General features: G+C 73.5%; 7 protein-coding genes and 1 tRNA gene. 7 read left to right on the top strand and 1 reads right to left on the bottom strand.

The window, feature by feature from the left end:
* On the bottom strand, window positions 1–403 hold a 403-nt coding region (locus DVA66_RS15930; protein ID WP_269801634.1), incomplete at its 3' end, for an acVLRF1 family peptidyl-tRNA hydrolase.
* Between the two features lie 288 nt (window positions 404–691).
* On the opposite strand from DVA66_RS15930, the gene nagA reads away from it, so the two are divergent.
* The 7 genes from nagA to DVA66_RS15895 all read left to right on the top strand — a co-directional run.
* Window positions 692–1,849, top strand: a complete 1,158-nt coding sequence (gene nagA, locus DVA66_RS15925) for an N-acetylglucosamine-6-phosphate deacetylase (protein WP_232822003.1) — start codon at window positions 692–694, stop codon at window positions 1,847–1,849.
* A 42-nt stretch (window positions 1,850–1,891) separates the two neighbouring features.
* Entirely contained in the window at window positions 1,892–2,593 is a 702-nt protein-coding gene (locus DVA66_RS15920) for a metal-dependent transcriptional regulator (protein ID WP_114125596.1), read from the top strand.
* A gap of 12 nt (window positions 2,594–2,605) precedes the next feature.
* Window positions 2,606–3,373 (top strand): class I SAM-dependent methyltransferase, encoded by a 768-nt coding sequence (locus tag DVA66_RS15915; RefSeq protein WP_114560961.1) that lies wholly within the window; start codon window positions 2,606–2,608, stop codon window positions 3,371–3,373.
* 97 nt (window positions 3,374–3,470) lie between these two features.
* A complete protein-coding gene (trxA, locus tag DVA66_RS15910) occupies window positions 3,471–3,857 on the top strand; it encodes a thioredoxin (RefSeq protein WP_114560960.1) in 387 nt (128 codons plus the stop codon).
* Window positions 3,858–4,099: 242 nt separating this feature from the next.
* Window positions 4,100–4,175: transfer RNA gene (locus DVA66_RS15905), tRNA-Arg, on the top strand.
* Between the two features lie 275 nt (window positions 4,176–4,450).
* Window positions 4,451–5,827 carry a UTP--glucose-1-phosphate uridylyltransferase gene (locus tag DVA66_RS15900; protein ID WP_114560959.1) on the top strand — a complete coding sequence of 459 codons (1,377 nt, stop codon included), beginning with the start codon at window positions 4,451–4,453 and terminating at the stop codon, window positions 5,825–5,827.
* On the top strand, window positions 5,824–6,020 hold a 197-nt coding region (locus tag DVA66_RS15895; RefSeq protein WP_157974054.1), incomplete at its 3' end, for a hypothetical protein. The genes DVA66_RS15900 and DVA66_RS15895, both read left to right, overlap by 4 nt.

Below are 6,020 nucleotides of genomic sequence, written 5' to 3'. Positions count from 1 at the left end.
CGGCGTCCTCGACGGCCTTGGCGGCCTGGTTGGCCCGCCGCCGCGCGTAGCGCTGCTGGGACCAGCCGCCGGCCTTGGTGCGTCCCTGCACGTAACCCGAGCCGACCTTGCTGGCCACCAGCTCCTCGCCGACGAAGACCCCGGCCGCGTGCCCGCCGCGGCGGGCCAGCAGGACGCCGACGGTGCGGTCGCGGGCGACGTGGTCGAGCAGCGCGGCGAGCGGGTCGTCCCCGGGCGTCCAGGGCAGGAAGGGGACGGTCAGCACCGCCTCGGCACCGTCGGCGGCGGGGAGCAGCAGCGTGGCGGAGTCCGCGGTGGGGGTGAGGTGGCCGTGGCGGGCGGCGAAGCGCTCGACCCAGCCGGCCAGCCGGGCCCGGGGGACGCGGACGGTGCGGGTGCTCACGCGTCCCGATGCGGAGGAGGGGTCTGGACGTGACAGACCCGCGGGCACTTCACGTCCTGCCGGAGCAGGAGGTGGCCGGTGGACTCCCGGCGCCCGCGGGTCTGGGTGACGACGGTGGATTGGCCGGCTACCCGCCAGCCACGGCGGAAGTCAGCCCGCCGCCACCTCACTTGTCCGATAGTCACTCATAGATCGAACCACCTCCTTTCCGTGTACCGCCAACCTAGGTCGGCGACCGCCCGGACACAACGTCTTTTTCTTCCTCGCCGGGGACTAGGGTGGCGGTCCGTGAGCAACGGCGGCGACCTGATCCTGCGCGCGGAGCACGTCCTGCTCCCCGACGGCTGGCACGACGACGTCACCGTGGAGGTGGCCGGCGGACGCGTGCTGCGGATCTCCTCCGGGTCGGGCCCGGCCCCCGACCTCACCCTGGACGGCCGCGTCGTGCCGGGCTTCGTCGACACCCATGTGCACGGCGGCGGCGGGGCCAGCTTCTCCACCACCGACCCCGACGAGGTGCGCACCGTCGTCGAGACCCACGCCCGCGGCGGCACCACCACCACGATGGCCAGCCTGGTCACCGCCGAGATCGGCGTGCTGGTGGAGCAGGTGCGCACGCTGGTGCCCCTGGTGCGCTCCGGCGAGCTGGCCGGCATCCACCTCGAGGGCCCCTTCCTCAGCGAGCAGCGCTGCGGCGCCCACGACCCGGCCCTGCTGGTCGACCCCAGCCCCGAGCGGCTCGAACCGCTGCTCGACGCCGCGCAGGGGACGCTGGCGATGGTCACCCTCGCCCCGGAGCGTCCGCACGCGACCGAGGCGGTCCGCCGGCTGCGCGAGGCCGGCGTGCGGGTGGCGGTCGGTCACACCACCGCCGACGAGCAGCTGGCCGCCCGCACGGTCGAGGCCGGCGCCACCGTCGCCACCCACCTCTTCAACGCGATGTCCCCGGTGCACCACCGCGAGCCCGGGCCGATCCCGTTCCTGCTCACCGACCCCCGGGTCGTGGTGGAGCTGATCGCCGACGGCGCCCACGTCCACGACGACGTGCTGGCGATGGCGGTGGCCGCCGCCGGCCCGGACCGGGTCGCCCTGGTCACCGACGCGATGGCCGCCGCCGGCCGGCCCGACGGCGACTTCCGGCTCGGCGCACTCACCGTGCGGGTGCGCGACCGGGTGGCCCGGCTGGTGGACGCCGACGGCGTGGAGGGCTCGATCGCGGGCTCCACCCTCACCATGGACGGCGCCCTGCGGCGGGTGGCCGGTCTGCGCGGGCAGAGCCTGGCCTCGGCCTCGCTGATGGCCTCGACCACCCCGGCCCGGGTGCACCACCTCGACGGTGTCGGTCGCCTCTCCGAGGGGGCGCGTGCCGACCTGGTGCAGCTGGACGACCAGCTCGGCGTCCAGGCCGTGCTGCGAGCCGGCCGGCCGCTGGTGAGGATGGCCTAGGCTGTCCGGCGCGACGCCAGGACTGCCGGGAGGAGACGCCGCGTGAGTGAGCTCATCGACACCACAGAGATGTACCTGCGGACCATCTACGAGCTCGAGGAGGAGGGCATCACGCCCCTCCGCGCCCGGATCGCCGAGCGGCTGCACCACAGCGGCCCGACCGTCTCCCAGACCGTCGCCCGGATGGAGCGCGACGGCCTGGTGCGGGTGCACGGGGACCGCCACCTCGAGCTGACCCCCGAGGGCCAGGACCTGGCCATGCGGGTGATGCGCAAGCACCGGTTGTGCGAGCGGCTGCTCACCGACGTCATCGGGCTGGACTGGGAGCTCGTCCACGACGAGGCCTGCCGGTGGGAGCACGTGGTCTCCGAGCACGTGGAGCGGCGGCTGGTCGACCTGCTGCACGCCCCGGAGGAGTCCCCGTACGGCAACCCGATCCCGGGTCTGTCCGAGCTGGGCGTGGAGGGCCCCGAGACCGACTTCCGGGCCGGCACCGAGATGCTCTCCGACGTCGTCCGCTCGGCGGGGCAGGGCGAGACCCCCGTGGTGATCAAGCGGATGAGCGAGAACCTGCAGTCCGACGTCGAGTTCCTCGCCACCCTGCGCGCCGGTGGTGTGCAGCCCGGCGTCCGCGTGCTGGTCTCGGCCGGTGGGCTCGGCGTGCGGGTGGTGCCGGCCGAGCAGCCCGGCTGCGAGCTCGACCTCGAGACCGCCTCCCACCTCTTCGTCGCCCGGGCCGGCTGACCCCGGCACCCGATGCCCTCGATCGACTGGCGCCGCTACCTCGGCGAGTACCACCGCGAGCACCCCGGTGCCGTCCAGGAGGTGCTGCTGCGCGCCCGCTCCGGCGACCACAACCCCTACCGGTGGCTGGCCCGCGCCGTCCCGCCGACCGCCACCCGGGTGCTCGACCTGGCTTGTGGCGGCGGGGCGATGGTGCGCGAGCTGGCCGCCCCCGACCGGACCACGGTCGGGCTCGACCTCTCGGCCGCGGAGCTGGGGGTGGCCCGCGAGCTGTCGCCGGGGCACTGGGTGCAGGCCGACGGCGTCCGGCTGCCCTTCGCCGACGACTCGCTCGACGTCGTCACCAGCGCGCTCGGTCTGCTGGTCATCCAGCCGCTGGACGAGGCCATCCGCGAGATCACCCGGGTGCTGCGCCCCGGTGGCGCGCTGGCCGTGATCGCGCCGTCGGTGTGGCTGATGACCCCGCGGGAGGCGGCCGAGGTCACCCGGCTGACTGCCGTGCTGCGCAGCCGGCCGATGTTCCCCAACCCGATCGAGCGGACCGGGGTGAAGACCCTGCTGGCTCTGTTGCGGCTGCACCGGGTGGAGGACAAGCGCGAGGTGTACTTCTACCCGGTGGCCGGCGAGGACGACGCCGTCCGGCTGGTCAACGCCCTCTACCTGCCGCGGACGCCGCCGGAGCGCCGCGAGGCCGCCGTCGACCACCTGGTCCGGCGCAGCGAGCAGCACGGCCCGCTGCGGATCGCGATCGGTATGCGCCGCGTGGTGGCGATGAAGTGAGCCCGGCCCGGTCGCGGGTCGGTGCCGGCGCGGAATAGCCCGGCGGGCCCGTCGGTTCTCCCAGGGTCAGAAGGTTCCACACGAGAGGATGCCGCACATGGCCACCACCGAGATGACCTCGGCCAACTTCACCTCCACCATCAGCGAGAACGACATCGTGCTGGTCGACTTCTGGGCCGACTGGTGCGGTCCGTGCAAGCGCTTCGCGCCGGTCTTCGAGAAGGCATCGGAGGCCAACTCCGACATCGTCTTCGGCAAGCTCGACACCGAGGCCCACGGTGACGTCGCCGGCGGGCTGGGGATCTCCAGCATCCCGACGATCATGGCCTTCCGCGAGGGTGTCCTCGTCTTCAACCAGGCCGGTGCCCTCAACGGCGCCCAGCTCGACCAGGTGATCACCGCGGTCAAGGAGCTGGACATGGAGGCCGTGCACGCCGAGGTCCGCGCGGCCCAGGCGGGTCAGGGTGGCGCCGCCGCCCAGTGAGCCCGACGCCGGCCCCGGCCGGCTCGACGGGTTGCCACCCGCCGGACTGTGCGGCAGCTGTGCGCACGCGCTGCTGAACCGCACTCGGCGGGGGCCCGTCTACCTGCGCTGCGGCGCAGCCAGCAGCGACGACCGGTTGCCGAGGTACCCCCGGCTGCCGGTCGTCGCATGTCCGGCCCACCGGCCGCTGGCCGACGATTCCCCCGAGGACGGCCGCGCCTGACACAATGGCCCGGGCACCGGCCCTCGTAGCTCAGGGGATAGAGCAACCGCCTCCTAAGCGGTTGGTCCCAGGTTCGAATCCTGGCGAGGGCGCCATGACCGGACGCGACCAACTTGACCGGCGATGACGGACTTGACAACCGCCCGACACGATGATCACGTCTGGATGACGAAACCGCCGCGTCGATTGGCACCCCTGGAACCGGGTCCTAGAGTTGTCCTCGAGACGGGCGCCGGCGACATGTCTCCTGGGGGTGGGTAGACAGGTGCTCTTCAGCCCCGCTGGCGCCCGCTCCTCAACCTCGAGCAAGGCCCTCCGCCCGTCCGGGCGGGGGGCCTTCGCCGTTCTCGCGGTCGATAACATCGCGGCCATGAGCGCAGCAGGCCTCCGTCAGGCCCAGGAGAAGATGAAGGACGCCGGAGTCGCGCAGGCGGCGATCGACGTCTTCACCCACTACTACCGCCAGCTGGAGGAGGGGGCCACCGGTCTGATCCGGGAGGACACCATCCGCCCGCTCACCGAGGTGGACCAGCTGTCCTCCACCGAGGTCGACCCCGCCGCCGCTCGCGAGGCGCTCAGCCGGACCGTGGTGATCAAGCTCAACGGCGGTCTCGGCACCTCGATGGGGATGGACCAGGCCAAGTCGCTGCTGCCGGTGCGCGACGGCCGCACCTTCCTCGACCTCATCGTCGAGCAGGTGCGCCGGGCCCGGGCCGAGCACGACGTCAGCCTGCCGCTGCTGCTGATGAACAGCTTCCGCACCGTCGACGACACCCGCGCCGCGCTGGCCCGCCACGACGACCTGGTCGTGGACGGGCTGCCGCTGGACTTCCTGCAGAACACCGAGCCCAAGCTCCGCGCCGACGACCTCACCCCCGTGGAGTGGCCGGCCGACCCGTCGCTGGAGTGGTGCCCGCCCGGCCACGGCGACATCTACACCGCGCTGGAGGCCTCCGGGCTGCTGCAGAGCCTGCTCGACCGCGGCTACCGCTACGCCTCGGTGTCGAACTCCGACAACCTCGGCGCCGCACCCGACGCCACCCTGGCCGGCTGGTTCGCCGCCTCCGGTGCGCCCTACGCCGCCGAGCTGTGCCGGCGCACCGCCGCCGACCGCAAGGGCGGGCACCTGGCCGTGCGGGTCTCCGACGGCCAGCTCATCCTGCGCGACACCGCCCAGACCGCGCCGGAGGAGATGGACTTCTTCACCGACGAGCACCGCCACCCCTACTTCCACACCAACAACCTGTGGTGGGACCTCGAACAGCTGGCCGCCACACTGGCCGAGCGGGAGTCGGTGCTCGGGCTGCCGCTGATCCGCAACACCAAGAACGTCGACCCCGCCGACTCCTCCTCCCCGGAGGTCATCCAGGTCGAGACGGCGATGGGGGCGGCCATCGAGGTGTTCCCCGGGGCGACGGCCATCGTCGTCGGGCGGGAGCGGTTCCTGCCGGTGAAGACGACCAACGACCTGCTGCTGATCCGCTCCGACGTCTACGAGGTGGGCGAGCGCGCCACCCTGGACCGCGTGGTGGAGCGGGCGCCGCTGGTCGACCTCGACCCGGCCCACTACAAGAAGATCCGCGACTTCGAGGCCCGGTTCCCCGGCGGTGCGCCCAGCCTGCGCCAGGCGACCTCGCTGACGGTGCGGGGGGAGTGGACCTTCGGCGCCGAGGTGACGGTGCGCGGGGCGGTCGAGCTGACCGACGGCGAGGCCGGCACGATCGCCGACGGCTCGGTGCTGGAGTGAGCGACGGCCGCGGACCGCGTCCGAGCCTCGTGCAGTGCCTCGGGTACGCGGTCTGCGGCGAGCTGCTGGCGGAGACCGGACCAGGCACCGGCCGGGCGGTCGCCGACGCGGCCGGGGCGCTGGAGCGGCACGGCTGGGACGCGGCCGCGGTACGGGCCGACGCCGAGCGGCGCCGGGCGGCGGAGGAGCCCTG

This window comes from Desertihabitans aurantiacus, assembly GCF_003344635.1.
Lineage (GTDB): Bacteria > Actinomycetota > Actinomycetes > Propionibacteriales > Propionibacteriaceae > Desertihabitans > Desertihabitans aurantiacus.
The sequence above is the reverse complement of the archived record's forward strand: the minus strand, read 5'-3'. Positions and strand labels throughout refer to the sequence as shown.

Bases quoted from the DNA above. Each gene is read 5' to 3' on its own strand.
- DVA66_RS15915 (WP_114560961.1), top strand. From the start codon at position 2,606: ATGCCCTCGATCGACTGGCGCCGCTACCTCGGCGAGTACCACCGCGAG.
- trxA (WP_114560960.1), top strand. From the start codon at position 3,471: ATGGCCACCACCGAGATGACCTCGGCCAACTTCACCTCCACCATCAGC.
- DVA66_RS15900 (WP_114560959.1), top strand. From the start codon at position 4,451: ATGAGCGCAGCAGGCCTCCGTCAGGCCCAGGAGAAGATGAAGGACGCC.